Raw genomic sequence first — 25,600 nt, forward strand, 5'->3', positions numbered from 1 at the left:
CGACGGCGCTCCGTTTTACCTCACAGGCCGCCGCGTCGCGCCGCCACATTGGCCAGCGCCGACCAGTCCAGTTCCCCCTCACCGTGGGCGATGGCATCCAGAAAATTATCTTTCAGCACGCTGGCGAACGGCATCGGCGTATGGCTGTTGCCGCCGGCCTCCAGCGCCAGCCCCACGTCTTTCATCCCCAGCGTCAGTTTAAATCCCGCTGGCTGATAGTTCTCCTCGGCGATCAGCGCGCCGTAGCCCTGATAGGCCGGGGCGGAAAACAGGGTGCCGGTCAGCATCTGCAGATAGTCCGCGCCGGATACGCCGTGATTGCGCACCAGCGCGCTGCCTTCCGCCATCGCCTCAATGGCGCTTGCCAGCGTGAAGTTGGCGGCGATTTTGACGATATTGGCCTGTTCCGGCCGCTCGCCGAAAGGCCAGGTGCGCTGCCCCAGCACGTCGAACAGCGGCTGCACCCGCGCCAGCAGGGCCGGGTCACCGGCGGCCAGAATATTCAGCCGGCCGGCGGCGGCAACGTCGGGACGGCCGAGCACCGGCGCTGCCAGATAGCCGATATTGTGCTGCTGATGCAGTTCTGCCAGCCGCTGCGCCAGCGCCACGGAGATGGTCGCCATATTGACGTGCGCCGCGCCGGGGCGCATCTGCGCCAGCAGGCCGCTTTCCACCACCACCTGTTCCAGCGCCGTGTCGTTGGCCAGCATGGTGATCAAGATATCAACCTCGGCCAGATCGGCGGGCTGCGCCGCCAGCCGTGCGCCGGCGTCGACCAGCGGCTGCGCCGCCTGCGGTGAACGGTTCCACACCGTCAGCGGGTAACCGGCCTGCAGCAGATTATGGGCCATGGCGCGGCCCATACCGCCCAGCCCGGCAAATCCGATTTTCATCATGCGCTCCTGTTGTGAGTTGACCGCTTAACCCTAGCGCAGCGCGGCGGGAACGCAACGCCGGCAATGTAACGTTTTCCTACCGGGGAAAAGGGCGGCGCAGAGGCGCGCCGCCGGCGGGGAGTATTACTGCGCGTCGGTGATCGGCTGTTTCACCACCAGCAGGTAGGAGAGCGCGCCGATCAGGGTAAAGCAGGAGCACAGGGTCAGCGCCAGGCTGAACGAGTGGGTGGTATCGAGGATCCAGCCGGTCACCACCGGTGCGAACGAGGCGAAGATAAAGCTGGCGAAGTTCTGGATACTGCCTACCGAGGCGGTCATGCGCGAGGTGACCGATACGTGGATCAGCCCCCAGCAGGAGGTGCCGGCAAAGTGGATGCAAAACAGCGCCATGCCGATCAGCGTCACCGCGCTGGTGGTGGTGGTGGCCTGCGCCACCACCGAGGTAAAGGCGGCGGACAGCAGCATCCCGGAGACGATGCACAGCTTGCGGCTTTTGACCGGCTCCATGCCGCGTCTGACTAAAAAGTCGGTCACAAAACCGTTGGACAGCATGCCGGCGGCGCCGAACAGAAACGGAATGGCGGCCAGCAGCCCGGTGCTTTTCAAATCCAGGTGGTAGGTGGTCTGCAGGTAGCCGGGCAGCCAGGCGAGATACAGCCAGGCGGTGTAGTTGATGCCGCTGAAGCCGATCATCATGCCCCACATGGTGCGGTTTCTGAACAGCGAGCGCCACTCTTTAAAGCTCATCGGCTCCCGGCGTGCGCTGACGCTGCCGGCGTTGAGGTAGCTCTGCTCCTGCGCGCTGAGGTCGATGTCCTGGCGGTTGCGGTACAGCATGTACCAGCCGATGGACAGGGCGATGCCCAGCAGGCCGATGGTGATAAACATGCCGCGCCAGCCGAACACCAGCATCATGGCGGTGAGGATCGGCGGGCTGATCGCCAGGCCGACGGTGGAGGCGGCGTTGAAAATGCCCATCGGCATACCGCGCTGTTTGATGTTGAACCAGTCATTGATCACCTTGACGCCGCAGGGGTTCATCGGCGCTTCGCCGATGCCCAGCCCGATGCGCACCCAGATAAACTGGGTAAAGTTCTGGATCATGCCGGACAGCGTCTGGAACAGCGACCAGATGAACATGCCGAGGCCCAGCATAATGCGCGGCCCCTTGCGGTCCAGCAGCGGGCCGCAGGGCAGTTGGGCGAGGCCGTAGGCCAGCGAAAAGGCCGACAGCAGCAGGCCGATTTCCGTACCGCTCAGCCCCATCTCTTCGCGGATGGTGGAGTTGGCGACCGACAGCGAACTGCGGTCGAGAAAGTTAATGATCGCGGCTAAAAACAGCAGCAGCATTGCGGTGGTCTGAATTTTCTTGATGCGCGCGGAACGCACCAGCGCGCCGTCGGGAGGCATGGGAACGATCGAATCGGCCGCATCCGGCTCTGTGGCCGTCGGGCGGGTAGCGGTATGAGTTTTTTCCATCATTGTCTCCAGAATTCCACGTTAATAATATTTATCGTTGGGGGGCCCGGGATGCAGGGAATGCTTGGTCTGACCGCTAATCAGCCTAAATGGCGCATTTCGCGTCCGAATCCGGGGAGATCGGGTTCCGTGCGGCAGATAGGCTTTTACGGTTTTTTATCGGTTTTTTATTACCGAGCGGGCGTCAGGAGACGGTGTGGGCGAGGGAGCGGATCATCGATTGTTTGGCGCTGTCGAGGTGGCGGTGCAGCGCATGGGTGGCCTGCTGGTCGTTGCGGCAAATCAGCGCGCTGAGAATCGCCATATGCTCCTCAATGGCGATGATATTACGCTGCTTGAGGTCGCTGGCGTCCCACTGATAGTGGAAATGGAAGATGACCGAGATCACCTCCAGCGACTGGTTGAAGAACGGGTTATTGGCGGCGGAGAGGATCAGGCGGTGGAAGTCGCTGTCCAGCGCGGAGAACTGCCGGTAGTGCAGGCTGATATCGTCACGCAGCTCACGGTGGCGGCGCAGCAGCTCTCTGGCCTGCAGCCAGCGCGCATCGTCAGCCGGCAGGTTGAGAAAGCGCGACAGCGCATGGGTTTCCAGTATCTGGCGCAGTTCGAACAGCTGTTCGGCGTAATGCTGGTCGAAGGTTTTCAGGCACCACTGCCCGCGTTTGACGTTGTCGACTAGTTGGTAGCGGCTCAGGCGCAACAGAAATTCCCGCACCACCGCCGGGCTGACGTTCATCTGGCGCGCCAGCTGCAGCTCGCTGAAACTGTCGCCGGCGCGCAGCTGTTGCTGGTTAATCAGCTGGAAAAACGCCCGTTCAAAGCGTTCGTTCTGCGCCTCCGGCGACTGCTCGCGGCAGTCGAAACACTCCTCCTGCTGCGGCAGACGGGCGATGACATAGCCGTCGGCCTGCGGCGCTAGTACGCCGGTTTGTTGAAAGTGGGCCAGCGCGTGGCGCACCGTGGTGCGGCTGATGTTGTACATCTCGGCCAGCGCGGCCTGAGAGGGCAGCGGCGAGGTCAGATGGCCCCGTGTCATGCCGTCAATCATCTGATTGATCACCATCTGCCGCAGGTTTTGTGTTCTGCTCATCACGTCTCTCGGCGGTTTTTTCCGGCATTTAAAACCAATTTAAAGCGGTTTATTTTGGGCTGAGTCACACTTCCTTATGCTGAAGTCCTGGCGTGGGCGTTTTTTATTGAATAACAAACGCCAGATCACGGGAGGAGTCATCATGGCCACAATGAATACATTGATTTGTCAGCAGCCGAAGCAACTGGTTTATCAACAGCGCCCGGTGCCGGAACCGGCGGCGGGCGAAGCGCTTTTACAGATACACACCGTCGGCATCTGCGGCACCGACATTCACGCGTGGGCGGGGAATCAGCCGTTTTTCGCCTATCCGCGCGTGCTGGGCCATGAAATTTGCGGCCATATCGTCGGCCTGGGCGCGGACGTTGCAAACTGGCGGGTCGGGCAGTGGGTGGCGGTGATGCCTTATCTGTCCTGCGGCAGCTGCGGCGCCTGTCAGAGCGGCCGCGGCAACTGCTGTGAAAATATTTCGGTGATCGGCGTGCACCAGGACGGCGGTTTTTGCGAATACCTCAGCGTGCCGGTCAGCAACCTGCTGGCGGTCGACGATCTGGCGCCCGAAAGCGCCGCGCTGATTGAACCGTTCGCCATCAGCGCCCATGCGGTGCGGCGCGCGGCGGTGGCGCCGGGCGAGCAGCTGCTGGTGGTGGGCGCCGGGCCGATCGGGCTGGGGGTGGCGGCGATTGCCCACGCCGACGGCGCGCAGGTGGTGGTGGCCGATACCAGCGCGGAACGCCGCGCCCATGTGGCGCAGGTGCTGGGGGTTGCGACGCTCGATCCGGCGGACGCCGGCTTTGACGCTGCGCTGCGCGCGCAGTTTTCCGGCATGCTGGCGGCCAAAGTGATTGACGCCACCGGCAACCGGCTGGCGATGAACAACTGCGTCAACCTGATCCGCCACGGCGGCAGCATTGTGTTCGTCGGGCTGTTCAAAGGGGAGTTCAGTATCGACGACCCGGAGTTCCATAAAAAAGAGACCACCCTGATGGGTAGCCGCAACGCGACGCATGAAGATTTCGCCAAAGTGGGGCGGCTGATGGCGGCGGGTAAAATTCGCGCCGAGATGATGCTGTCGCACCATTTTGCCTTCGACACCCTGGCCGAATGCTATGAGCGTGACGTGATCAACAACCGCACGCTGATCAAAGGAGTGATTCACTTCCACAAGTAATGCTGCTTTTCGCCCGGCTATCCGGGCGATACATCACGCCGTCGTCACCTCCCCGCCATAAAACCATCATCCCAATGTCATAAATTTATCCCTAAATAGGTGCCCATCACGAATCGCCAACCTAATGAGATACGGCATATGGCTCAGGCACTGTTAAAACTGGCACCGAGCGAATTCCCGCCCGTGCAGACCCGTACGCGGCGCAAAGTTCTGGAAGTGAAAGGATTGGGCAAAGCCTATAAGGCGCAGCAGCGGGTGCTGGACGATATCAATTTTTCTCTGCACGCCGGCGAGTTTGTGGCGGTGATCGGCCGCTCCGGCGCAGGGAAATCGACCCTGCTGCACACCCTGAACGGCACCATTCCTTCCAGCTGCGGCGAGATGCTGCATATCGATCCGCAGGGCGTGGCGCAGGACATCGCCCAGCTGTCGGCGCGTCAGATGCGCAGCTGGCGCGCCCGCTGCGGCATGATTTTCCAGGATTTTTGCCTGGTGCCGCGGCTGGATGTGATCACTAACGTCTTGCTGGGGCGGCTCAGCCACACCTCGACGCTGAAATCCTTCTTCAAAGTTTTCGACGACGCCGACCGGGCGCGCGCCATTGAACTGCTGCAGTGGCTCAATATGCTGCCGCACGCCCTGCAGCGGGCGGAAAACCTGTCCGGCGGCCAGATGCAGCGCGTGGCGATCTGCCGCGCGCTGATGCAGAACCCGCAGATTCTGCTGGCCGATGAGCCGGTGGCGTCGCTGGATCCGAAAAACACCCGGCGCATTATGGATGCGCTGCGCAAAGTAAGCGAAGACGGCATCGCGGTGATGGTCAACCTGCACTCGGTTGAACTGGTGAAAGAGTACTGCGGGCGGGTGATCGGCATTGCGCAGGGCAAAATCATTTTTGACGGCCACCCGTCGCAGCTCGACGAACAGATTCTGCAGCAACTGTATGGCGAGGAAGTCAGCCAGATCCATTGATCGCCGGAGAGCGGCTTGTGCATTTTTACCGTTACTTTTACACACACAGGGTTATGAGATGATGAAAAAAATAGCGATGCTGAGCGCGCTGGCAAGCGGCGTGCTGATGGCCTTCGGCGCGGCGGCGGCGGATGCGCCCAAAGAGCTGAATATGGGCATTCTCGGCGGGCAGAATGCCACCCAGCAGATTGGCGACAACCAGTGCGTGAAGCAGTTTTTTGATAAGGAATTGGGCGTAGACACCAAACTGCGCAACTCCTCCGACTATTCCGGCGTGATCCAGGGGCTGCTCGGCGGCAAGATCGATATGGTGCTGAGCATGTCGCCGGCGTCGTTCGCCTCGGTATACCTCAAGGATCCGCAGGCGGTGGATCTGGTGGGGATCGCGGTTGATGACGTCGACAACTCGCGCGGCTATCACTCGGTAGTGATCGTCAAGGCCGACAGTCCGTATCAAAAGCTGGCGGATCTGAAAGGGAAATCCTTCGGCTTTGCCGATCCGGATTCCACCTCCGGCTTTTTGATGCCGGATCACGACTTTAAAAAGCAGTTCGGCGGCAACGCGGATAACCAATACAACGGTTACTTCTCCAGCGTGACCTTCTCCGGCGGCCATGAACAGGACATTCTCGGCGTGGTGAACGGTCAGTTTGACGGCGCGGTGACCTGGACCTCGATGATCGGCGACTACAACAGCGGCTACACCAGCGGCGCCTTTACCCGCCTGATCCGCATGGACCAGCCGGATCTGATGAAAAAGATCCGCATTATCTGGCAGTCGCCGCTGATCCCGAACGGCCCGATCCTGGTGCGCAGCGCGCTGCCGGCGGAGTTCAAAACCAAACTGGTCGCCGCCATCAAGAAGCTGGATAAAGAAGATCACGCCTGCTTTGTGAAGGCGATGGGCGGCAAGCAGCATATCGAAGACACCACGCTGGCGGAGTACCAGCCGGTGATCGACCTCAAACGCGCGCTGGCGAAGGGCGAGCGCTGATTCTCTTCCGTACTCCGGCGTCTTGCACGCGCCGGAGTACGGACAGCCATTTTTTTACGACGGATGGACATCCACGTTGAATACCGATTTTGCGCATTACTATCAGCGGATCCGCAGCAAGCAGAAGCGTGAAACGCTGCTTTGGTCGCTGCTGCTGGTGGGGCTGTACCTCGGTGCCGGTACGCTGGCCGAGTTCAATCTGCATACCGTCTGGGTGTCATTGCCCAACTTCTTCGATTATCTGGCGGAAACCGTGCCGGTGCTGCACTGGCGGCTGCTGTTTGCCGATGGGCATACCGAAGGATCGCTGGCGTACTGGGGTTACCGGCTGCATATCCAGCTGCCGCTGCTGTGGGAAACCCTGCAGTTGGCGCTGGCGGCGACCCTGTGCTCGGTGCTGGTGGCGGGGGCGCTGGCCTTTCTGGCGGCGAATAACACCCACAGCCCGGGGTGGCTGCGCTTCGCCATCCGCACGTTGGTGGCCTTCCTGCGCACCATGCCGGAGCTGGCCTGGGCGGTGATGTTTGTGATGGCGTTCGGCATCGGGGCGATTCCCGGCTTTCTGGCGCTGGCGTTGCACACCATCGGCAGCCTGACCAAGCTGTTCTATGAGGCGCTGGAAACCGCGTCGTCGAAGCCGGTGCGCGGCCTGGCCGCCTGCGGCGCCACTCCGCTGCAGCGCATGCGCTTCGGCCTATGGCCGCAGGTGAAGCCGGTGTTTATGTCCTACAGCTTTATGCGGCTGGAGATCAACTTCCGTCAGTCGACTATCCTCGGGCTGGTGGGGGCGGGCGGCATCGGCCAGGAGCTGATGACCAATATTAAACTGGACCGTTACGATCAGGTCAGCATGACGCTGCTGCTGATTATCGTGGTGGTGTCGCTGCTGGATTACAGCTCCGGCAAACTGCGTCAACGCGTGGTGGAGGGCGGAAAATAATGTTCGAGCAAACCGTAAGCACGGAACGGCTGCACACGCTGCGTCAGCAGCACCGGGAGATCTTCAGCCAGCAGCGGCGCTATCTGCGCACTCTGGCGCTGGTCGGCGCGGGGTTTGTGCTGTACTACCTGCTGTTTTTCCACTTCTTCGGCATCTCCTGGCCGCAGTTTCTCACCGGCTGCCAGCAGCTCGGCCGCTACTTTATGCGCATGTTCGTCTGGCACGATTTTCTTAACTGGCCGTTCGGCTACTACTTCCAGCAGATCTTTATCACCCTCGGCATTGTGTTCGCCGGCACGCTCACCGCATCGCTGATTGCGCTGCCGCTGTCGTTCTTTGCCGCGCGCAACGTGATGGCCACGCCGCTGCTGCGGCCGGTCGCCGCCGTGGTGCGCCGTTTGCTGGACGTATTACGCGGCATTGATATGGCGATCTGGGGGCTGATCTTCGTGCGCGCGGTGGGCATGGGGCCGCTGGCCGGGGTGTTGGCTATCGTGATGCAGGACGTCGGGCTGCTGGGCAAACTGTATGCCGAAGGGCACGAGGCGGTGGAGAAATCGCCGGGGCGCGGCCTGACGGCGGTGGGGGCCAACGGCCTTCAGAAGCACCGTTTCGGCATTTTTACCCAATCCTTCCCGACTTTTCTGGCGCTGAGCCTGTATCAGATTGAGTCCAACACCCGTTCGGCGGCGGTGCTCGGCTTCGTCGGCGCCGGCGGCATCGGCCTGGTGTATGCGGAAAATATGCGGCTGTGGAACTGGGATGTGGTGATGTTTATCACCCTGGTGCTGGTGGTGGTGGTGATGACGATGGATAAAATCTCCTCGCTGCTGCGCAACAAATATATCATCGGCGAAGATATCCCGCTGTACCAGGCGAAACGCCAAATCGATTGAGAAACCACGCGCCTGTCCCTATACTGCCGCACTTATTCTGACGTGCGGCAGTCGTTTTACCCGCCGCACGTCATCCGATTACCCGTTAAAGGCAATGCCATGATTAACAATGACGTCCTGCGCAGCGTGCGTTACATGCTGAAAATCAACGACGTAAAAATGGCGGACATCGCCAAACTGGACGGTTTCGACGTTGACGCCGCAGCGATGGGCGCTTACATCATCAAGGAAGGCGAACCGGGCTTCCAGAAGTGTCCGGATGAGGTGATGGGGCATTTCCTCAACGGCCTGGTGTTCTTCAAGCGCGGCAAAGACGATAAATTTCCGGCACCGCCGCTGGAGCTGCCGATCACCAATAACCTGGTGTTGAAGAAGCTGCGCGTGGCGTTTGAACTGAAGGACGTCGACCTGTTCCAGATTTTCACCGCGGTGGATTTCCGCATCTCCAAGCCGGAGCTGAGCGCGCTGTTCCGCAAGCCGGGCACCAAGAACTATCGTCCGTGCGGCGATCAGATGCTGCGTTACTTCCTGAAAGGGCTGGCGCAGCGGGTGCGCGGCGAGTAACGCGCGCGGAATACGGTATCTCGGCGCCTCCTGAGGGAGGCGCTTTTTTTTTTGCGGCGCGCTAGTTGAGCGGCTGCAGATGGCGCAGTTCAATATAGCCGCGCGTCTTGCCCATCGGCGGCTGGTTGGCGGCATCATAGAGTGCGACCTGCACCCAGTCGGCGTTGACCTGCCTGATTTGCACCAGTGGCCGGTCGCCGGAGAGTTGGGCGACGGCCTCGGCGCTGCTATCGGGCGCGGCTCTGAGCACGGCGCCGCCGTCGTCCGCTTTTAGCTGATAGCTGAGCAGCCAGGGGTAGGATTGACAGCCGCTTTGCTTTTCCAGTTGTTCAATATCGAAAGGCTGCGGCGCTTTGGGCGTAAACGCGGCCTTTTGCGCCTCATAAAAGTCCAGGCCGCACTCGTTATATGCGGTTGACTCGCTAACCTTCAGCGTACCGTAATACTCCACGTGCCCCTGCCGCCGGGCGATAAACTCCGGGTGATCCTGCTGCAGCCGTTTGAGATCGAGAGCGGGCTGGCGCAGGTTGATGACTTTTCCCTTGGCGGCCGACGACTCATCCGGGAAGAAACGGTATGTCAGCTGCGGCTGATTGACGTCTTCATGCCAGATAGGCAGCCAGTAGGCCTGCAGCACGCCGTTGAACGTCTGCGCTTCGGCCAGCGCCGGCTGCACGCCGAGGGACAGCAGCAGGGCGAGCATCAGTTTTTTAATCATAATCCCTCCGAAGTGGTGCAGCCAGAATAGCAAGATTTGATCGTCAGGCTGAAATTACTGATTCCTTTGCTGGTGATAAAGTTTTGCAGCTCTTTTAACTTTTTGACGCTGTTGCCGACAAAATCAACTCCCCTGGATGAGCCAATCAGCAGGCATCCGTCGGTATCGCGGGGGAAGTTGCCGTTGTGAATTAAGATATTGCGGGATTCAGGGGCGGTCGCATTAAACAGCAGCGGGACAGGATTATAGGGGCTGACCGTAGGAATACTGCTGTAATGCCATTTTATCGAATAATTCCCCTCGGGAATTCTTTTCCTTTGGTATGATTCTTGAGTATCAGGCCCGGGTCTTTCTAAGAAGTATCCTTTAATAGAGCTGCCGGTGATCTCATAGTTGCTTATCGTTGAGTTATCTGTTTGCCAGGTGCGGGTAATGATAATTGTATGCTTTGCCATAATTAATATCCTTATTTATATACCTTGTCCTGTGGGGTGATGATTTCCTGATGCTTTTCTAGAGGGGGTGTTACTATAACAGGCTAACAACTGAATGAAAAAACTAACTGGTGTTCGGTGGTGATTTTCGTATTATTCTGTTAAGTATTGATGGTGTGATTGTTAATTTTTCTTACCTAAGAACAAATAATGAAATTTAATTTTTGATTCACTACGGTGTATTAATGTCCGCGTGGATTTTTAGGGTGTATGGTTTGGCTATTTATGATTTTAATATATTTTATTGTTTTATGTGTTTTTTTTCGGATTTTTCTCGCAATCCTCTGGGAGTGAATCCATGGCATGCAATAAGTGTCGATATATTATTGTGTTTTATTTTCGGAGGATACTTGGCTATTTACGGGGGTAGAATAAAAAGTTGTACGCTTTAAGGAGTTTTTTTAATGCTGTCATTACAGGAAGTTGGCGAGCAAACCCGCAATGCGCTACAGTTGTTAATCGATAGAATGGGGTTGGGATTAGCCGTTGGCCCGCTCAGGGAAACGGATTACCGCCTGCTCTCATCAGGAATGTTTGGTGAGTTAAATTGGGAGTGGGGGATAAGCCAGTATACAGGGAGCTCAAACAGCATCGAGCTTTGTTTCAAAATATTAGCGGAGCAAGAGGGTTACCCCGCAGGTATTGCCCTATGTGCATTCCACATAGACACGGGATTTTTCGAAATCTATATGATTGAAAATTTTGTCAGAGATGATGAAACTCATCCTCTTTATAAGCGGATGGCCTTATTTACCTTTATGGGGGCCTTCATCTTCACTGACGCGGTTAAGGGAACGCATATCGTTATTGTAGAGCCAGACGCTGATTTACGTGGTTTCTATTCGAAGTTTGGATTTACTGATGACCCTGAATGTTCTTACCGTATGGTATGCACGATTGAAGCATTAAGGGATGTGATAACTACCCCGGAAATTTGGGGGCGGTAGCCGGTAGATATGCGAGTTTAGTGCGGTTTTGCACAACGGGGCGTCCTATAAAACAGTAGATTTTTTGTGTGTAAATAATTACTATCGTGCCACGGTTGATTGACAAGATATCGTTGGCCGCTTGGTTATATAAAAGGGGTAATTCCCTAAGGAGATGTCACATGTCATATGCTAAAGATGCAAAGTTCGATACGGTCGAAACTTATGCGCGCATTGGTGCATCTATCGAGCTTCTCACTAAAGCTGCCCCGGTCTTGTTGGAGCGCGCAAAGGCACCGGTCCGTGAAGTTCAAGGCCCCCGTCGGCAACGTAAAGTTGCCTGACGATAAACCAGATTAGTAGAAGCAGGCCCGCAGCAATGCGGGCTTTTTTGATCTTGTTTCCTCCAGGCACGATGGCGCGGTTAACTGCCCTATATCCGTCAGCGATTCCTCTCTCCTTATCAGCGTTTTTCTGCACCTTTTTTGTTCAGCACCTGCGCGCCGTTGGTGCGCGTTTTTTGCACTCGCCGCGCATTGTTTTTAATTAATCATTTAAAATCAAATAAATAAAAAACTGGCACGGGCGTTGCTCTGCTGGATTCAATCTTGTGTACTAGATGGAATTCAGCCGATGACCCAGCCTGTTAAGCAACACGGATTTACCCTCAGCGAGTGGCAGCGCTACTACCAGACTCAGCCAGCGGCGGAGCGTATCGCCTGCGTCGCCGCCACGCTTTCTCAACTTGTCGCCAGCCTTGACCGTAACGACAACGCCTGGATTTACCTGCCCGACGCGCGGCAGTGTGAGGCGCAGTATCAGCAACTGGCGCAGCGCCTGGCGGCGGTAGCCGGGGACCTCAGCCGCCTGCCGCTGTTCGGCGTGCCGTTTGCGGTTAAAGACAACATTGATGTCGGCGGCTGGCCAACGTCGGCGGCCTGCCCGGCATTTACCTATCAGGCCGATGAGGATGCCGCCGTCGTCGCCAGGCTGCGCGCCGCCGGCGCTGTCGTTATCGGCAAAACCAACCTCGATCAGTTCGCCACCGGTCTGGTCGGCACCCGTTCGCCGTATGGCGCGGTGGTGAACAGCTTCAATCCGCAGTATGTCAGCGGCGGCTCCAGTTCCGGCTCGGCGTCGGTGGTGGCGCGCGGGCTGACGCCGTTTGCGCTCGGCACTGACACCGCCGGCTCCGGCCGCGTACCGGCCGGGTTTAATCATATCGTCGGTTTAAAACCAACCAAAGGCTGGCTGTCGAACCGCGGCGTGGTGCCGGCCTGTCGCCTTAATGACTGCGTCTCCATCTTTGCGCTGACGGTGGCCGACGCTGCCTGCGTCGCTGAACTGGCCGGCGGCTATGATGCCGACGACGCCTATTCCCGCGTGAATCCACAGACGGCGCCGGCGGATCTGCCGGCCGCGCCGCGCTTTGCCGTGCCGGATGCGCCGTCGTTCTGCGGCGACCCGCAGGCAGAGCAGGCGTTTCAGGCGGCGCTGACGCAGCTGCGGGAGGGCGGCGCGCAGTTGGAAACGATCGATTTCACCCCGTTCCGTCAATTGGCGCAGCAGCTGTACGAAGGGCCGTGGGTGGCCGAGCGCACCGTGGCGGTGGCGGGCATGCTCAGCGATGACCCCGAGGCGATGGACCCGGTGGTGCGCGATATTGTCGGCAACGGCCTGGATTACAGCGCCTGCGATGCCTATCGTGCCGAATACCTGCGCGCCGAGCTGGCGCGTGAGATCAACCGGCTGCTGGCGCAGTTCGACGCGCTGGTGGTGCCGACCTCACCGACGATCCGCACGCTGGCGGAAATGGCGCAGGAGCCGGTGTTGTTCAATTCGCAGTTCGGCACCTACACCAACTTCACCAATCTGGCCGATCTCAGCGCGCTGGCGCTGCCGGGGGCGCTGCGCGCCGATGGCCTGCCCGCCGGCATCACGCTGATCGCGCCGGCCTGGCACGATCGCGCGCTGGCGGCATTCGGCCAGCGCTGGCAGCAGCAACTGGGGCTGTCGCTCGGCGCTACCGGGCGTGCGCTGCCGGCACAGCCGCCGCTGGCGCCTGCGGCGCAGCATGTGCGCGTCGCCGTGGTGGGCGCGCACCTTCGCGGTATGCCGCTCAACGCGCAGCTGACGCAGCGGCAGGCGGTGCTGGCGGAGCAGACCACCACCGCGCCGTGTTACCGGCTGTATGCGCTGGCCGATACGCAGCCGCCGAAGCCGGGTCTGGTGAAAACGGAGGACGGCGCGGCAATTGAGGTGGAGCTGTGGGACATCCCGCTGGCGCGCTTTGGCGAGTTTGTTGCCGAAGTGCCGCCGCCGCTGGGCATCGGCACGCTGCTGCTGGCGGACGGGCGACGGGTGAAAGGCTTTATCTGCGAGCCATGGGCGCTGGCAGGGGCGACGGATATTACCGCATTTGGCGGCTGGCGCGCATATCGCGCCGGCGCAGAGAAGGAGGCTTGAGCATGTTTACCACCGTATTGATTGCCAACCGCGGCGAAATCGCCTGCCGTGCGATCCGCACCTTGAAACGTCTGGGCGTGACCAGCGTGGCGGTTTACTCCGATGCCGACCGCAATGCGCCGCACGTGAGCGCAGCGGATCACGCCGTGGCGCTGGGGGGCGACAAGGCCGCCGACAGCTATCTGCGCATTGACAAAATTCTGGCGGCGGCGGCGCAGACCGGCGCGCAGGCGATCTACCCCGGCTACGGCTTCCTGTCGGAAAGCGCCGAATTTGCCGATGCCTGCGCCGCGGCCGGCGTGGCGTTTATCGGCCCGACGGCGCAGCAAATCCGCGAGTTCGGCCTTAAGCACCGGGCGCGTGAACTGGCGGCGGCGGCCGGGGTGCCGATGACGCCGGGCACCGGCCTGCTGGCGAATGTGGAAGAGGCGGTCAGCGCGGCGGCGCGCATCGGCTATCCGGTAATGCTGAAAAGCACCGCCGGCGGCGGCGGCATCGGCCTGACGCGCTGCGATAACGAAGCGGCGCTGCGCGAGGCCTATGACGGCGTCAAACGCATGGGCGAACAGTTTTTCCGCGATGCCGGCGCGTTTCTTGAGCGCTTTGTCGACCGGGCGCGCCACGTCGAGGTACAGATTTTCGGCGACGGCCAGGGACGGGTGGCGGCGCTGGGCGAGCGCGACTGCTCGCTGCAGCGCCGCAACCAGAAGGTGGTGGAGGAGACGCCCGCGCCGCATCTGCCGGCGGCGACCCGTCAGGCGCTGCATCAGGCGGCGGTGGCGCTGGGGGAATCGGTCAGCTATCGCAGCGCCGGGACGGTGGAGTTTATCTATGACGCCGGGCGCGATGAGTTCTATTTCCTGGAGGTGAACACCCGCCTGCAGGTGGAGCATCCGGTGACGGAGATGGTGACCGGCCTGGATCTGATTGAGTGCATGCTGCAGGTGGCGGCGGGCGATGAGCCGGACTGGACGGCGCTGCTGCGCGCACCGCGCGGGGCGGCGATCGAGGCGCGCATTTATGCGGAAGATCCGCTGAAGAACTTCCAGCCCAGCCCCGGCGTACTGACCGAGGTGGCGTTTCCGCCGGAGACGCGCGTCGACGGCTGGGTCAGCAGCGGCAGTGAAGTTTCCGCGTTTTATGACCCGCTGATCGCCAAACTGATCGTCTACGGCGAGGATCGGGCCGCGGCGCTGGCGAAGATGCAGCAGGCGCTGGATGCCACGCGGCTGCACGGCATCGCCACCAACCTGGACTATCTGCGCCAGGTGGTGGCGACCGACGCTTTCCGCGCCGGCGAGGTTTGGACCGGCCTGCTGGACGAATTCGTCTATCAGCCTCACTGCATCGAGGTGCTGCAGCCCGGCACTTACAGCAGCGTGCAGGACTACCCCGGCCGCCTTGGCTACTGGGATATCGGCGTGCCGCCATCCGGGCCGATGGATGATTTCGCTTTCCGTCTGGCGAACCGCATCGTCGGCAACCATCCGAGCGCCGCCGGGCTGGAGTTTACCCTGCAGGGGCCGACGCTGCGCTTCCATTGCGACGCCACCATTGCGCTGACCGGCGCCGACTGCCCGGCGACGCTGGACGACGTAGCGCTGGAGTACTGGCGGCCGGTGGCGGTGCGCGCCGGGCAGGTACTGACGCTCGGCCGCGCCAGCCGCGGCTGCCGCACTTACCTGGCGGTGCGCAACGGCATTGACGTGCCGCTCTATCTGGGCAGCCGCTCCACCTTCGCGCTTGGCCAGTTCGGCGGCCACGCCGGCCGTACGCTGCGGGTGGCCGATATGCTGTCCGTTGCCCGGCCTCAGCTGCCCGCCAGCACCACGCCGGCGCCGATCGCCGCGCCGCAGGCGCTGGACGCCAGCCTGATCCCGCAGTACGGCGAGGTCTGGCATATCGGCGTGCTGTACGGCCCGCACGGCGCGCCGGACTTCTTCACCGAGGAATCCATCGACGCCTTCTTCGCCAGCGAATGGCAGGTGCATTACAACTCCAACCGGCTGGGCGTGCGCCTGTCCGGGCCGAAGCCGGCGTGGGCGCGGCAGGACGGCGGCGAGGCCGGCCTGCACCCGTCCAACGTGCACGACTGTGAATACGCCATCGGCGCGATCAACTTTACCGGCGATTTTCCGGTGATCCTGACCCGCGACGGGCCGAGCCTCGGCGGCTTTGTCTGTCCGGTGACCATCGCCCGCGCGGAGTTGTGGAAAGTGGGGCAGGTGAAGCCGGGCGACCGCATCCGCTTTCACCCCATCAGCTTCAAGCAGGCGCAGTCGCTGGAACAGGCGCAGCTCGGCAGCATTGAGGCGCTGGCGGCGGTAAAAGCCATCTCGTTGCCGCCGCCGTCGCTGGCGCCGACGGGGACGGTGTCGGCCGCTGTGCTGGCACGCCTTGAGGCGGATAACGGCCTGCCGGCGGTGACCTATCGCCAGGCGGGGGACGGCTACCTGCTGATGGAGTACGGCGACAACGTGCTGGATCTGGCGTCGCGTCTGCGTATCCATCTGCTGATGCAGTCGCTGCAGGCGCAGCCGATAGCCGGCGTTGAGGAGCTGGCGCCCGGCGTGCGTTCGCTGCAGATTCGTTATGACAGCCGCATCATCGCTCAGCAGGAGCTACTGTCGCGGCTGCTGACGCGCGAGCGCTCGCTGGAAGACGTCAGCAATCTGAAGGTGCCGACGCGCATCGTCCATCTGCCGATGGCCTTTGAGGACAGCGCGACGCTGGACGCGGTGGAGCGCTACCGGCAAACCGTGCGCGCCGAGGCGCCATGGCTGCCGAATAACGTCGATTTTATTCAGCGCATCAACGGGCTGAGCCGCCGTGAACAGGTGCGCGACATCCTGTTTGACGCCAGCTACCTGATTCTCGGCCTGGGCGATGTGTATCTCGGCGCGCCCTGCGCGGTGCCGCTGGACCCGCGCCATCGCCTGCTGAGTTCGAAATACAACCCGGCGCGCACCCACACCGCCGAAGGCACCGTCGGCATCGGCGGCATGTATATGTGCATCTACGGCATGGATTCGCCGGGGGGCTATCAGCTGGTCGGACGTACGCTGCCGATCTGGAACAAGTTCCTGACCAATCCGCAGTTCAGCGCCGGCGAACCGTGGCTGCTGCGCTTTTTCGATCAGGTGCGTTTCTACCCGGTCAGCGAGCCGGAGCTGGAGGCGCAGCGCGAAGCGTTCCGCGCCGGCCGCATGACGATCCGCATAGAGCACAGCGAGTTCGACTTTGCCGAGTACCGCCGCTTCCTGGCGGATAACGCCGGCGAGATCGACGCGTTCCGCCAGCGGCAGCAACAGGCGTTCACCGGCGAGGTGGCGCGCTGGCAGACACAGGAAAGCGAGCCGGAAGCGCAGCTTCTGCCGGCGGCGGATGAAGAAGAGGTGGACGGCGATCTGGTCAGCGCCGACCTGAACGGCAACGTCTGGAAGGTGTTGGTCGAGCCGGGCCAGACGGTGGCCGCCGGCCAGCCGCTGATCGTGGTGGAGGCGATGAAAATGGAGCTGGCGGTCACCGCGCCGCGCGCCGGGGTGATCAAGCGCATCGGCTGTCAGCCGGGGCGGCCGGTCGGGCCGGGCGACGCCCTGCTGTGGCTGGAACGTGCCGGATGAGGAGACCATGATGCAACTGACCAATAACCGCCATAAGGCGCGGCCGGAGGGGCTGGCGGAGCGCATCTACCAGCAGTTGAAGGATGACATTTTCGATTTTCGCCTGCTGCCGGGCGACCGCTTCAGCGAGAGCGAGATTGCCGGGCGGATGGCGGCCAGCCGCACGCCGGTGCGTCAGGCGCTGTTCCGGCTGGAGCGGGAAGGCTACGTCGACGTGCATTTCCGCAGCGGCTGGCAGGTGCGGCCGTTTGATTTTGACTATTTCGAACAGCTGTACGACCTGCGCATCGTACTGGAGCGGGAGGCGCTGAAGCGTCTGTGCGCCCGCCCGACGGGTGAGACGCCGCCGGCGCTGGCGGAGCTGACGCGTTTTTGGATCGACGCGCCGCGCCTGGAGGACGGCAAAAGCGTCTCGCGGCACGACGAACAGTTTCATATGGCGCTGGTGGCCGCCGCCGGCAACGGCGAGATGGCGCGTATTCACCGCGACGTCACCGAAAAAATCCGCATCATCCGCCGGCTGGACTTTACCCAGGATCAACGGGTCGATGCGACCTATCAGGAACACGCCGCGATTCTGCGGGCCATTTCGCAACGTCACACCGAGGAGGCGCAAACGCTGCTTAGCGATCACATTGCCGTCAGTAAGGCCGAAGTCCGAAAAATAACCCTGCACCGCCTGCATCAGGCGCGTTTACAGCAGGGGCCAGCGTCTTGATCACTTTCACCAGGAGTCGAATTATGCCACATCGTCATTTTATCAAAGCCTGCGCCCTGTCCGTCAGCCTGCTCGGCATCGGGCTGGCGTGGAGCGCACAGGCCGCCGACACCATCAAGGTCGGCATTCTGCACTCGCTGTCCGGCACCATGGCCATTTCGGAAACGCCGCTGAAGGACGTGGCGCTGATGACCATTGACGACATCAACGCCAAGGGCGGGGTGCTGGGGAAAAAGCTGGAGCCGGTGGTGGTCGACCCGGCCTCCAACTGGCCGCTGTTCGCCGAGAAGGCGCGCCAGCTGCTGACTCAGGATAAGGCGGCGGTGGTGTTTGGCTGTTGGACCTCGGTATCGCGCAAATCGGTGCTGCCGGTGTTCGAGGAACTGAACGGCCTGCTGTTCTATCCGGTGCAGTATGAAGGGGAGGAGATGTCGCCGAACGTGTTCTATACCGGCGCGGCGCCGAATCAGCAGGCCATTCCGGCGGTGGAATACCTGATGAGTGAAGACGGCGGCGGCGCCAAGCGCTTCTTCCTGCTGGGCACCGACTACGTTTACCCGCGCACCACCAACAAGATCCTGCGCGCCTTTTTACATACGAAAGGCGTACAGGATAAGGATATCGCCGAGGTCTATACGCCGTTCGGCTACAGCGATTATCAGACCATCGTCGCCAACATCAAGAAATTCGCCGCCGGCGGCAATACGGCGGTGATCTCCACCATCAACGGCGACTCCAACGTGCCTTTCTATAAAGAGCTGGCCAATCAGGGCATCAAGGCCACCGACGTGCCGGTGATCGCCTTCTCGGTCGGGGAGGAGGAGCTGCGCGGCATCGATACCAAGCCGCTGGTCGGCAATCTGGCGGCGTGGAACTACTTCCAGTCGCTGGATAATCCGACCAACCAGAAGTTTGTCGCCGAGTGGCGCGCCTATGCCAAGGCGCACAACCTGCCGAACAGCGCCAATGCGGTCACCAACGATCCGATGGAAGCGACCTATGTCGGCATCCATATGTGGGCGCAGGCGGTGGAAAAAGCCGGCACCACCGACGTCGATAAGGTGCGCGCCGCGATGGCCGGCCAGAGCTTTGCCGCGCCGTCGGGCGTGACGCTGACGATGGACGCCGTCAACCACCACCTGCACAAGCCGGTGATGATTGGCGAAATTGAAGACAACGGTCAGTTCAACGTGGTGTGGCAGAGCGAGCAGCCGCTGCGCGCGCAGCCGTGGAGCCCGTATATCGCCGGTAATGATAAAAAGTCTGACCGGCCGGTGAAAAGGGGCAATTAAGCGTGCCGCGTCGCCGGCGTGCGGCTTGTCGCGCCCGCTGACGCACCAACAAACGACAGGGGCCGGACGTTCCGGCCCCGACAGAGGGGCAGCCCGATGCAATCTTTATTTTTATCCCGACTGCGGCCACTACTCTGGCTGCTGTGCTGCCTGCCGCTGTGGGCGCAGGCAGGATCGGCCGGCGATTTCGCCGCCGCCGGCCGCAGCCAGCAGGCCAAATTACTGCAGGGCTGGGCGAGCGCGCCCGATGCCGCACGCCTGCCGCTGTTGCGGGCGCTGAAACAGGAGAACCTGGCGGTGGACGCCGCCGGGCGCGTATTTACCCGCCAGAACGGCGCCTGGACGCCGCTGGAAGGGGACGCCGCGCCGCAGGGAACGCCGAAAAAAGTGCGGCTGAATAACCGGCTGCGCATTCTGACCGCCAACGCGCTGGCGGCGCAGCAGCTGGTGAGCGGCGATAAGGCGGCGCGGCTGCAGGCGGCGCAGACGCTGCAGCGTGACGCACAGCGCGCCCAGCGGCCGCTGCTGCGGCAACGGTTGACGCAGGAGCAGGATGAGGCGGTGCGCGAGGCGCTGCGCATCGCGCTGGCCAATCTGCAGCTGAGCGATGCCGATCCGCAGGTGCGTCTGCAGGCGGTGCAGCTGCTGGGCGAATCGGGCGATCCGCAGACCCAGGCGCGGCTGCAGGCGCTGAGCGAAGCGGACGGTGAGCCGGACGCCGCGGTGCGCGCCGCCGCACAGCAGAGCCTGGCCAGCGTCAAACAGCGGCTGATGATCGGCGATCTGCTCGGCCAGGCGTTTACCGGCCTGTCGCTGGGGTCGATCCTGCTGCTGGCGGCGCTCGGGCTGGCGATCACCTACGGCCTGCTCGGGGTAATCAATATGGCCCACGGCGAGATGCTGATGCTCGGCGCCTACGCGGCCTATCTGGTGCAGGGGGCGTTCCAGCAGCTGGCGCCGCAGTGGCTGGCGTTCTATCCGCTGGCGGCGCTGCCGGCGGCGTTCGCCGTGACCGCCGGTATCGGCATGCTGCTTGAGCGCACGGTGATCCGCCACCTCTACGGCCGGCCGTTGGAAACGCTGCTGGCGACCTGGGGCATCAGCCTGGTGCTGATCCAGCTGGTGCGGCTGCTGTTCGGCGCGCAGAACGTCGAGGTCGCCAACCCGGCCTGGCTGTCGGGCGGTATCCAACTGCTGCCGAATCTGGTGCTGCCGTGGAACCGCATCGCGGTGATCGTCTTTGTGGCGCTGGTGCTGCTGCTCACCTGGCTGCTGCTGAACAAAACCCGTCTGGGGATGAACGTGCGTGCGGTGACGCAAAACCGTGCGATGGCCGCCAGCTGCGGCGTGCCGACCGGGCGGGTGGATATGCTGGCGTTTGGTTTAGGATCCGGCATCGCCGGGCTGGGCGGCGTGGCGCTGTCGCAGCTGGGCAACGTCGGGCCGGAACTGGGGCAGGGCTATATCATCGACTCGTTTCTGGTGGTGGTGCTGGGCGGCGTCGGACAGCTGGCCGGTACGGTGGCGGCGGCGTTCGGCCTCGGCATCGTCAATAAAATTCTTGAACCGCAGATTGGCGCCGTGCTGGGTAAAATCCTGATTCTGGCGCTGATTATCCTGTTTATTCAGAAACGTCCTCAAGGGCTGTTCGCCCTGAAGGGCAGGGTGATTGACTGATGAGCCAACCATTAACCCTCAGCGGCGTGCAGAAAGCGCCGCGTACGGCGCTGACCCTCGGCACGCTGCTGGTGCTGGCGCTGTTAATCATGCCGTTTCTGGCGCTGTTGCCGGCCACGCATCCGCTGGCGATCTCCACCTACACCCTGACGCTGACGGGAAAAATTCTGTGTTACGCCGTGGTGGCAGTGGCGCTGGATCTGGTGTGGGGCTACGCCGGGCTGCTGTCGCTCGGCCACGGCCTGTTCTTTGCCCTCGGCGGCTATGCGATGGGCATGTACCTGATGCGTCAAGCGGCCGGCGACGGCCTGCCGGCGTTTATGTCGTTTCTGTCGTGGAGCGAACTGCCGTGGTTCTGGAGCGGCACGCAATATTTTGCCTGGGCATTGTGCCTGATCGTGCTGGCGCCGGGCGTGCTGGCGCTGGTGTTCGGCTACTTCGCCTTCCGCTCAAAAATCAAAGGGGTGTACTTCTCCATCATGACGCAGGCGCTGACCTACGCCGGCATGCTGCTGTTTTTCCGTAACGAAACCGGCTTTGGCGGTAATAACGGCTTTACCGGCTTCACCACGCTGCTGGGGGCGCCGATTACGGCGACCGGCACCCGCGTGGCACTGTTTCTGGCGACGGTGCTGCTGCTGATTGTCAGCCTGGGATTGGGGTTTGCGCTGGCGCGCAGTAAATTCGGCCGCGTGCTGACGGCGGTGCGCGACGCGGAGAACCGCCTGACGTTCTGCGGCTATCAGCCGCGCGGCTTCAAGCTGTTTGTCTGGACGCTGTCGGCGGTGCTGTGCGGGCTGGCCGGTGCGCTGTATGTGCCGCAGGTGGGCATTATCAATCCCGGCGAGATGTCGCCCACCAACTCGATCGAGGCCGCCATCTGGGTGGCGCTGGGCGGACGCGGCACGTTGGTCGGGCCGCTGCTCGGCGCGGGCATCGTCAACGGCGCCAAGAGCTGGTTCACCGTGGCGATGCCGGAATACTGGCAGCTGTTCCTCGGGCTGATGTTTATCGTGGTGACGCTGTTTCTGCCGCAGGGCGTGATTGGCCTGCTGCGCCGGAGGAAATCATCATGAACGCCATGCAAATGACCGATGAGCTGTTTACCCATCCGCTGCCGGCCGATAAGCGCCGCGGGCAGACCGACCCGGTGCTGCAGCTGGAGAGCATCAACGTCAGCTTCGACGGCTTCCATGCGCTGCGCGATCTGTCGCTGCAGATCGGCGTCGGCGAACTGCGCTGCGTGATCGGGCCGAACGGCGCGGGCAAAACCACGCTGATGGATGTGATCACCGGCAAAACGCGGCCGGACAACGGGCGGGTGTTTTACGATCAGACGCGCGATCTGACGGCGATGGATCCGATCCGGATCGCGCAGGCCGGCATTGGCCGTAAGTTTCAAAAACCGACGGTGTTTGAAGCGCTGACGGTGTTTGAGAACCTGGAGATCGCGCAGAAGAACCCTAAGTCGGTGTGGGCCTGCCTGCGCGCCAGACTGAGCGGCGAGCAGCGCGACCGCATCGAGCAGATGCTGCAGACGCTGCGGCTGACCAGCCAGCGTCACCGGCCGGCCGGACTGCTGTCGCACGGCCAGAAGCAGTTTTTGGAAATCGGCATGCTGCTGGTGCAGGAGCCGCATCTGCTGCTGCTGGATGAGCCGGCGGCCGGCATGACTGATGCGGAAACCGAATACACCGCCGAACTGTTCAAATCCCTGGCGGGCAGCCATTCGCTGATGGTGGTGGAGCACGATATGGGATTTGTCGAAGCCATCGCCGATCGCGTGACGGTGCTGCATCAGGGGCAGGTGCTGGCGGAGGGTTCGCTGGCGCAGGTGCAGGCTGACGAACGGGTGATTGAGGTCTATCTGGGCCGCTGAAGCGAATAAAGAGGAAAGCGTGATGCTGCAAGTGAACGAGCTGAACCAATATTACGGCGGCAGCCATATTCTGCGCGGCGTCTCTTTTGAGGCGCGGATTGGCGAAGTGACCTGCCTGCTGGGGCGAAACGGCGTGGGTAAAACCACCCTGCTGAAATGCCTGATGGGACTGCTGCCGGCGAAAAGCGGCGACATCTGCTGGCAGGGACAGCGCATCAATGGGCGCAAAACCCATCAGCGGGTGCAGGCCGGCATCGCCTATGTGCCGCAGGGGCGCGAGATTTTCCCACGGCTGACGGTGGAGGAGAACCTGCTGATGGGGCTGTCGCGCTTTGCCGCCGCAGAGGCGAAACGCGTGCCGGACAGCATTTATCAGCTGTTTCCGGTACTGGCGCAGATGAAGCACCGGCGCGGCGGCGATCTGTCCGGCGGCCAGCAGCAACAGCTGGCGATCGGCCGGGCGCTGGCCTGCCGGCCGAGCCTGCTGATCCTGGATGAGCCCACCGAAGGCATTCAGCCGTCGGTGATTAAAGAGATCGGCGCGGTCATCAAACAGCTGGCGGCGCAGGGGGAGATGGCGATCCTGCTGGTGGAGCAGTTTTATGATTTTGCCGCCGAACTGGCAGACAGCTATCTGGTGATGGCGCGCGGCAGCATTGTGCAGCGCGGCGCGGGCGCCGATATGGAGCAGGAGGGCGCCAGGGCGCTGGTGGCGATTTAAACGACCCGCCGCCGCGATGGAAACGTCCGGCGGCGGGCGCGGCGGGGTTACCTGGTGGCTATCGGCTGCTTGCCGTCCAGCAGGCCCCATTCGCTCCAGGCGCCGTCATACAGCCTGACCTGCGGCGCGTCCAGCGACAGCAGGCCGAACGCCAGTACCGCCGCGGTAACGCCGGAGCCGCAGCTGACGATGATCGGGCCGTTAATATCGACGCCTTTGGCGCTGAAGGTTTCCCGCAGCGCCGCCAGCGATTTAAAGCGGCCGTTGTCCAGCAGGTCGCCGTAGGGAATATTGATGCTGCCGGGAATATGGCCGCGGTGCAGGCCCGGGCGCGGTTCCGGCGCGTCGCCGTAAAAACGCGCGGCGGCGCGCGCGTCGAGGATCTGGCTGTCGCTGCCGAGCGCCTGCTCCACCTGCGCCATGGCGACCACCGCCGCCGGGTTGAAGCTGGCGTTAAACACCGTGGTCTGCCGGGCAACGGGGCCGCTTTCCAGCGCATTGCCACGCGCCGTCCAGCCGCTCATCCCCTCGTCCAGCACGTAAACCCGTTTGGCGCCGAAGTTGCGGAAGGTCCACCAGCCGCGCGGGGCGGAAAACTGGTTGCCTTCATCATAGAACACCAGCGTGCTGTTTTCGCTGATGCCCAGCTCGCCTGCCGCGCGGCTGAAGGCCTCGGCGTCCGGCAGCATATGCGGCAGCGTGCTGCTTTTGTCGGCGACGTCGTCGATATCGAAATAGACCGCGCCCGGCAGATGCCCGCGCTCAAATTCGGCGCGCATATCTTTTTTCGGCGTCAGGCCCGGCGGCGACATGCGCACGTCGACCAGCACCAGATCGGCATCGTGGAGATGTTGTTCAAGCCATTGTGGGGTAACCAGAAAAGGAGAGTTCATTGTGATTGTTCGTCCGTCATGAAAACCGATTTTTACTATACCCTAAATTGCCCCGCTTGCATTATGGCGCGCTCGTCCAGGCTACCCTTGTCACCCCAATTAATGGACATTCACAAACAGGATCGGTCTGATTGTCTTGAGTGATCTTTAACCATTAATATGAGGGGTTTTAACGACATGGAGAGTTAAATTAATGCAAATTTGCAGAATGGATTATAACGATGTGTCCGCCGACAGACGGCGTTTAAAACTCCACGTTTACGGAGTAGGCGTGTTCCCGGTATTCAGTGGTGTAGAGCCAGTCACCAACATAGCGCAATGCGCCTATAAGAAGAATGCAGCGCTGCCGGTTGGCACTTATTGGATAGTCGATCGCCCATCGGGAAGCCTCCGTAATCGGCTACAGACTTTATTAAGGATTTCAAGAACGGCACCAATCATGATGAATGGTTTGGCCTCTATAGCGCCAGTACCATGAGTGATTCTGTGTTTGTTTACGGTTCAGAACGTGGAGCGTTTAGGCTTCATCCCTTACGACCTGATGGCAGCGGAGAGTCACACGGTTGCATAACTTTCTATAACATCCCAGACTTTCAACTTGTTAGGAAATCACTACTTCAGCGAAAGAAGATCCAGGTTCCCGGTGGGCGCGGACTCATGTCTTATGGCAGGGTTGAAGTGATGGGAAGGGCTGATTATGCGTCATGCGACATTGATTAATCTATGCATTTGGCTTGCCTGTCTTGTCGCGGCATTCTTCATTGTATTGTTTCCGCTGGGTGGCCTACTGGATTACCTGTCACAAGCCACCAATCATGTATTGAATATTACAGGGTTAGGCTTTGCTGACGGTGAGGCCGATCCCTCATTCCTCTGGGTGCTGGCGGCGCTTATGCTGGTTGTAGCGGCTATTCTGGTGAGTGTGGTCAATTGGGTCAGGGGTAGGTTCAGGTAGGCAAAGGGAAGGACGCCCAGATCGCCCTGATGCACCATTCTGAATCCTTTGCATCAGCCGCGGCCTGAAACATGTCGCAAACTGCACGCAGCAGGATCATAGCCAGTGCGCTGAATTTCAAAAAACCGTCGCGCGGGGAAGATTGCTGACGAAATAGTCCGGCCTGCGGGTGATAAGGTCAGGACAACCGTCGTATGAAGAACACGATGACGTAAAGCTGGGCGGCTATTGAGGCG

The 25,600-nt window shown here is 61.4% G+C and carries 24 protein-coding genes; 18 read left to right on the forward strand and 6 right to left on the reverse strand.

All coding sequences use genetic code 11. The features are described 5' to 3' along the window. Positions 1-20: 20 nt before the first annotated feature. The 3 genes from TAN611_RS06785 to TAN611_RS06795 all read right to left on the reverse strand — a co-directional run bounded on the left by TAN611_RS06785 (position 21) and on the right by TAN611_RS06795 (position 3,465). Positions 21-893, reverse strand: coding sequence for an NAD(P)-dependent oxidoreductase (locus TAN611_RS06785; RefSeq protein ID WP_203067761.1), 873 nt, complete (start codon positions 891-893; stop codon positions 21-23). Positions 894-1,019: 126 nt separating this feature from the next. After that, entirely contained in the window at positions 1,020-2,375 is a 1,356-nt protein-coding gene (locus TAN611_RS06790) for an MFS transporter (protein WP_105230270.1), read from the reverse strand. Between the two features lie 184 nt (positions 2,376-2,559). Further along, complete coding sequence (locus TAN611_RS06795; protein WP_111737518.1) at positions 2,560-3,465, reverse strand: GntR family transcriptional regulator; 906 nt, start codon at positions 3,463-3,465, stop codon at positions 2,560-2,562. A gap of 142 nt (positions 3,466-3,607) precedes the next feature. Here TAN611_RS06795 and TAN611_RS06800 point away from each other — a divergent pair, with 142 nt between their 5' ends. The 6 genes from TAN611_RS06800 to TAN611_RS06825 all read left to right on the forward strand — a co-directional run bounded on the left by TAN611_RS06800 (position 3,608) and on the right by TAN611_RS06825 (position 9,002). Then, entirely contained in the window at positions 3,608-4,636 is a 1,029-nt protein-coding gene (locus tag TAN611_RS06800; RefSeq protein WP_203067424.1) for a zinc-binding alcohol dehydrogenase family protein, read from the forward strand. Between the two features lie 138 nt (positions 4,637-4,774). Then, a complete protein-coding gene (phnC, locus tag TAN611_RS06805) occupies positions 4,775-5,608 on the forward strand; it encodes a phosphonate ABC transporter ATP-binding protein (RefSeq protein WP_105230273.1) in 834 nt (277 codons plus the stop codon). Positions 5,609-5,669: 61 nt separating this feature from the next. Continuing rightward, on the forward strand, positions 5,670-6,602 hold the full coding sequence (phnD, locus tag TAN611_RS06810; RefSeq protein WP_105233237.1) for a phosphonate ABC transporter substrate-binding protein: 933 nt from the start codon (positions 5,670-5,672) through the stop codon (positions 6,600-6,602). Between the two features lie 76 nt (positions 6,603-6,678). Further along, on the forward strand, positions 6,679-7,542 hold the full coding sequence (gene phnE, locus TAN611_RS06815; protein WP_105230274.1) for a phosphonate ABC transporter, permease protein PhnE: 864 nt from the start codon (positions 6,679-6,681) through the stop codon (positions 7,540-7,542). After that, the gene (gene phnE / locus TAN611_RS06820; RefSeq protein WP_111737516.1) at positions 7,542-8,438 is read left to right on the forward strand and encodes a phosphonate ABC transporter, permease protein PhnE; all 897 of its coding nucleotides are present in this window, start codon (positions 7,542-7,544) and stop codon (positions 8,436-8,438) included. Before phnE (TAN611_RS06815) ends, phnE (TAN611_RS06820) begins: the two co-directional genes overlap by 1 nt. A gap of 99 nt (positions 8,439-8,537) precedes the next feature. Further along, positions 8,538-9,002, forward strand: a complete 465-nt coding sequence (locus tag TAN611_RS06825; protein WP_105230276.1) for a DUF1456 family protein — start codon at positions 8,538-8,540, stop codon at positions 9,000-9,002. Positions 9,003-9,063: 61 nt separating this feature from the next. Here the strand turns inward: TAN611_RS06825 and TAN611_RS06830 are convergent, their stop codons facing one another. Beyond that, the gene (locus TAN611_RS06830) at positions 9,064-9,720 is read right to left on the reverse strand and encodes an SH3 domain-containing protein (protein ID WP_105230277.1); all 657 of its coding nucleotides are present in this window, start codon (positions 9,718-9,720) and stop codon (positions 9,064-9,066) included. Continuing rightward, a complete protein-coding gene (locus tag TAN611_RS06835; protein ID WP_203067425.1) occupies positions 9,717-10,175 on the reverse strand; it encodes a DUF5675 family protein in 459 nt (152 codons plus the stop codon). Before TAN611_RS06835 ends, TAN611_RS06830 begins: the two co-directional genes overlap by 4 nt. Before the next feature lie 443 nt (positions 10,176-10,618). Here TAN611_RS06835 and TAN611_RS06840 point away from each other — a divergent pair, with 443 nt between their 5' ends. The 10 genes from TAN611_RS06840 (at position 10,619) to urtE (ending at position 23,516) form a co-directional block, all read left to right on the forward strand. After that, on the forward strand, positions 10,619-11,161 hold the full coding sequence (locus TAN611_RS06840; protein WP_111737515.1) for a hypothetical protein: 543 nt from the start codon (positions 10,619-10,621) through the stop codon (positions 11,159-11,161). Between the two features lie 161 nt (positions 11,162-11,322). Next, positions 11,323-11,484 carry a hypothetical protein gene (locus TAN611_RS06845; RefSeq protein ID WP_172606302.1) on the forward strand — a complete coding sequence of 54 codons (162 nt, stop codon included), beginning with the start codon at positions 11,323-11,325 and terminating at the stop codon, positions 11,482-11,484. Positions 11,485-11,773: 289 nt separating this feature from the next. Continuing rightward, the gene (atzF, locus tag TAN611_RS06850; protein ID WP_203067426.1) at positions 11,774-13,606 is read left to right on the forward strand and encodes an allophanate hydrolase; all 1,833 of its coding nucleotides are present in this window, start codon (positions 11,774-11,776) and stop codon (positions 13,604-13,606) included. A gap of 2 nt (positions 13,607-13,608) precedes the next feature. Further along, the gene (gene uca, locus TAN611_RS06855) at positions 13,609-17,229 is read left to right on the forward strand and encodes an urea carboxylase (RefSeq protein ID WP_203067427.1); all 3,621 of its coding nucleotides are present in this window, start codon (positions 13,609-13,611) and stop codon (positions 17,227-17,229) included. Positions 17,230-17,239: 10 nt separating this feature from the next. Further along, positions 17,240-17,947: a GntR family transcriptional regulator gene (locus TAN611_RS06860; protein ID WP_197952207.1), complete on the forward strand. Its 708-nt coding sequence runs from the start codon at positions 17,240-17,242 to the stop codon at positions 17,945-17,947. A gap of 23 nt (positions 17,948-17,970) precedes the next feature. Further along, positions 17,971-19,239 (forward strand): urea ABC transporter substrate-binding protein, encoded by a 1,269-nt coding sequence (gene urtA, locus TAN611_RS06865; RefSeq protein WP_203067428.1) that lies wholly within the window; start codon positions 17,971-17,973, stop codon positions 19,237-19,239. Between the two features lie 96 nt (positions 19,240-19,335). After that, positions 19,336-20,916, forward strand: coding sequence for an urea ABC transporter permease subunit UrtB (urtB, locus tag TAN611_RS06870; RefSeq protein WP_111737513.1), 1,581 nt, complete (start codon positions 19,336-19,338; stop codon positions 20,914-20,916). Next, positions 20,916-21,992 carry an urea ABC transporter permease subunit UrtC gene (urtC, locus tag TAN611_RS06875; protein ID WP_105230284.1) on the forward strand — a complete coding sequence of 359 codons (1,077 nt, stop codon included), beginning with the start codon at positions 20,916-20,918 and terminating at the stop codon, positions 21,990-21,992. The genes urtB and urtC overlap by 1 nt, the downstream gene beginning before the upstream one ends. Next, positions 21,989-22,795, forward strand: coding sequence for an urea ABC transporter ATP-binding protein UrtD (urtD, locus tag TAN611_RS06880; RefSeq protein ID WP_105230285.1), 807 nt, complete (start codon positions 21,989-21,991; stop codon positions 22,793-22,795). The genes urtC and urtD overlap by 4 nt, the downstream gene beginning before the upstream one ends. Before the next feature lie 22 nt (positions 22,796-22,817). After that, complete coding sequence (urtE, locus tag TAN611_RS06885; protein WP_105230286.1) at positions 22,818-23,516, forward strand: urea ABC transporter ATP-binding subunit UrtE; 699 nt, start codon at positions 22,818-22,820, stop codon at positions 23,514-23,516. Between the two features lie 47 nt (positions 23,517-23,563). Here urtE and sseA read toward each other — a convergent pair whose 3' ends face one another. Further along, positions 23,564-24,409: a 3-mercaptopyruvate sulfurtransferase gene (gene sseA, locus TAN611_RS06890; protein ID WP_203067429.1), complete on the reverse strand. Its 846-nt coding sequence runs from the start codon at positions 24,407-24,409 to the stop codon at positions 23,564-23,566. A 474-nt stretch (positions 24,410-24,883) separates the two neighbouring features. On the opposite strand from sseA, the gene TAN611_RS23675 reads away from it, so the two are divergent. Together TAN611_RS23675 and TAN611_RS06900 are read left to right on the forward strand one after the other, a co-directional pair. Then, positions 24,884-25,129: a tlde1 domain-containing protein gene (locus TAN611_RS23675; protein WP_105230289.1), complete on the forward strand. Its 246-nt coding sequence runs from the start codon at positions 24,884-24,886 to the stop codon at positions 25,127-25,129. Then, complete coding sequence (locus TAN611_RS06900; protein WP_105230290.1) at positions 25,107-25,364, forward strand: hypothetical protein; 258 nt, start codon at positions 25,107-25,109, stop codon at positions 25,362-25,364. The genes TAN611_RS23675 and TAN611_RS06900 overlap by 23 nt, the downstream gene beginning before the upstream one ends. The last annotated feature ends 236 nt before the right edge of the window (positions 25,365-25,600 follow it).

Source organism: Serratia sp. Tan611, assembly GCF_905188235.1.
GTDB classification, from domain to species: Bacteria; Pseudomonadota; Gammaproteobacteria; order Enterobacterales; family Enterobacteriaceae; genus Serratia_B; species Serratia_B rhizosphaerae.

Bases quoted from the DNA above. Each gene is read 5' to 3' on its own strand.
- TAN611_RS06785 (WP_203067761.1), bottom strand. From the start codon at position 893: ATGAAAATCGGATTTGCCGGGCTGGGCGGTATGGGCCGCGCCATGGCC.
- TAN611_RS06795 (WP_111737518.1), bottom strand. From the start codon at position 3,465: ATGAGCAGAACACAAAACCTGCGGCAGATGGTGATCAATCAGATGATT.
- sseA (WP_203067429.1), bottom strand. From the start codon at position 24,409: ATGAACTCTCCTTTTCTGGTTACCCCACAATGGCTTGAACAACATCTC.
- urtD (WP_105230285.1), top strand. From the start codon at position 21,989: ATGAACGCCATGCAAATGACCGATGAGCTGTTTACCCATCCGCTGCCG.
- phnE (WP_111737516.1), top strand. From the start codon at position 7,542: ATGTTCGAGCAAACCGTAAGCACGGAACGGCTGCACACGCTGCGTCAG.
- uca (WP_203067427.1), top strand. From the start codon at position 13,609: ATGTTTACCACCGTATTGATTGCCAACCGCGGCGAAATCGCCTGCCGT.
- atzF (WP_203067426.1), top strand. From the start codon at position 11,774: ATGACCCAGCCTGTTAAGCAACACGGATTTACCCTCAGCGAGTGGCAG.
- urtB (WP_111737513.1), top strand. From the start codon at position 19,336: ATGCAATCTTTATTTTTATCCCGACTGCGGCCACTACTCTGGCTGCTG.
- urtA (WP_203067428.1), top strand. From the start codon at position 17,971: ATGCCACATCGTCATTTTATCAAAGCCTGCGCCCTGTCCGTCAGCCTG.
- phnD (WP_105233237.1), top strand. From the start codon at position 5,670: ATGAAAAAAATAGCGATGCTGAGCGCGCTGGCAAGCGGCGTGCTGATG.
- TAN611_RS06830 (WP_105230277.1), bottom strand. From the start codon at position 9,720: ATGATTAAAAAACTGATGCTCGCCCTGCTGCTGTCCCTCGGCGTGCAG.
- urtC (WP_105230284.1), top strand. From the start codon at position 20,916: ATGAGCCAACCATTAACCCTCAGCGGCGTGCAGAAAGCGCCGCGTACG.
- TAN611_RS23675 (WP_105230289.1), top strand. From the start codon at position 24,884: ATGAGTGATTCTGTGTTTGTTTACGGTTCAGAACGTGGAGCGTTTAGG.
- TAN611_RS06840 (WP_111737515.1), top strand. From the start codon at position 10,619: ATGCTGTCATTACAGGAAGTTGGCGAGCAAACCCGCAATGCGCTACAG.
- TAN611_RS06825 (WP_105230276.1), top strand. From the start codon at position 8,538: ATGATTAACAATGACGTCCTGCGCAGCGTGCGTTACATGCTGAAAATC.
- TAN611_RS06800 (WP_203067424.1), top strand. From the start codon at position 3,608: ATGGCCACAATGAATACATTGATTTGTCAGCAGCCGAAGCAACTGGTT.
- TAN611_RS06790 (WP_105230270.1), bottom strand. From the start codon at position 2,375: ATGGAAAAAACTCATACCGCTACCCGCCCGACGGCCACAGAGCCGGAT.
- phnC (WP_105230273.1), top strand. From the start codon at position 4,775: ATGGCTCAGGCACTGTTAAAACTGGCACCGAGCGAATTCCCGCCCGTG.
- TAN611_RS06845 (WP_172606302.1), top strand. From the start codon at position 11,323: ATGTCATATGCTAAAGATGCAAAGTTCGATACGGTCGAAACTTATGCG.
- TAN611_RS06860 (WP_197952207.1), top strand. From the start codon at position 17,240: ATGCAACTGACCAATAACCGCCATAAGGCGCGGCCGGAGGGGCTGGCG.
- TAN611_RS06900 (WP_105230290.1), top strand. From the start codon at position 25,107: ATGCGTCATGCGACATTGATTAATCTATGCATTTGGCTTGCCTGTCTT.
- urtE (WP_105230286.1), top strand. From the start codon at position 22,818: ATGCTGCAAGTGAACGAGCTGAACCAATATTACGGCGGCAGCCATATT.
- TAN611_RS06835 (WP_203067425.1), bottom strand. From the start codon at position 10,175: ATGGCAAAGCATACAATTATCATTACCCGCACCTGGCAAACAGATAAC.